The organism is Blautia sp. An249 (assembly GCF_002159835.1).
GTDB classification, from domain to species: domain Bacteria; phylum Bacillota; class Clostridia; order Lachnospirales; family Lachnospiraceae; genus Blautia_A; species Blautia_A avistercoris.
The window spans coordinates 1-1,065 of the sequence record NZ_NFJL01000062.1 but is presented as its reverse complement, the minus strand read 5'-3'; the positions used below and the strand labels follow the sequence as shown (position 1 = coordinate 1,065).

1 protein-coding gene and 1 pseudogene are annotated in these 1,065 nt (G+C 61.6%); both read left to right on the top strand.

Going from position 1 to position 1,065, the window contains the following annotated elements; all coding sequences use genetic code 11:
* The coding region (locus tag B5F53_RS19490) for a CD1107 family mobile element protein (RefSeq protein ID WP_087227141.1) at positions 1 to 919 on the top strand (919 nt) is incomplete at its 5' end.
* Positions 916 to 1,065: pseudogene (locus B5F53_RS19760) on the top strand (toprim domain-containing protein); the annotation flags it as partial. The gene B5F53_RS19490 and the pseudogene B5F53_RS19760, both read left to right, overlap by 4 nt.

Genomic DNA, 1,065 nt, shown 5'->3' with positions numbered 1-1,065 from the left:
CCCCAGGCAGACCGGCATTGTCACCACCAACGGCGGGAAATTAAACGTCCGCACCGGCGCGGGGACGGACAACACCGCCTTTACCCAGCTTCCCAACGGAACCCAGGTGGAAGTGATCGAAACCCAGGAAAACGGGTGGGTGAAAATCCTCCTGCCGGAGCGTGTGGGCTACGTCTGCGGCGATTATCTGGCCGTGAGCGACGCCGGGGACGCCACCGGCGGGGACGGCTTTTCCCTCTCCCTGGACGGGGAGGAACTTTCCGCCCTGCTGGAACAGTTTGGCGGCTTGACGGGCGGCGGCCTTGCCCTGACCCCGGACGGGAACCTGTCGCTCATGGACGACATCGGCACCACCGGCGGCAAGCAGTTTATCACCCTGCAAACCAAGGCGGGCAATACCTTTTACCTGATTATCGACCGGGACGACGAGGGCGAACAGACCGTACATTTCTTGAACCAGGTGGACGAAGCCGACCTGATGGCCTTGACCGAGGACGGGGAGGCTGTGCCGGAAACCTGCACCTGTACGGCGAAGTGTGAGGCCGGGGCCGTCAATACGGCCTGCGCCGTCTGCAAGAATAACCTGACCGCCTGCACCGGCCCGGAGCCGGAAGCCACGGAGCCGGAGGCGGACGAACCCCAGGAGAAAGAAACAGGCGGCGGCATGGGCGGCCTTGTGGTGTTCCTTGTGGTAGTGCTGATGGGCGGCGGCGCGGCCCTTTACTTCTTCAAGTTTAAGAAGCCGAAAGACAATACCAAGGGAAATGACGACCTGGACGAGTACGATTTTGGCGAGGACGAGGACGACGAGGACGAACCGGCCCCGGAGGATGAGGACGACACCGGCGAGGTGGAACCCAGGCCGTTAGAGGATTTTTTGATGGACGAGGACGAACCGAGTAAGGAGGACGAAGAATGAGTATTCAGTTAGTGATCGCAGAGAAACCGAGCGTCGCCCGCAGCATTGCGGGCGTGATCGGGGCCGACGAAAAACAGGACGGCTATATGGAGGGAAACGGCTATCTGGTGAGCTGGTGTATCGGCCACCTGGTTTCCCTGGCCGAC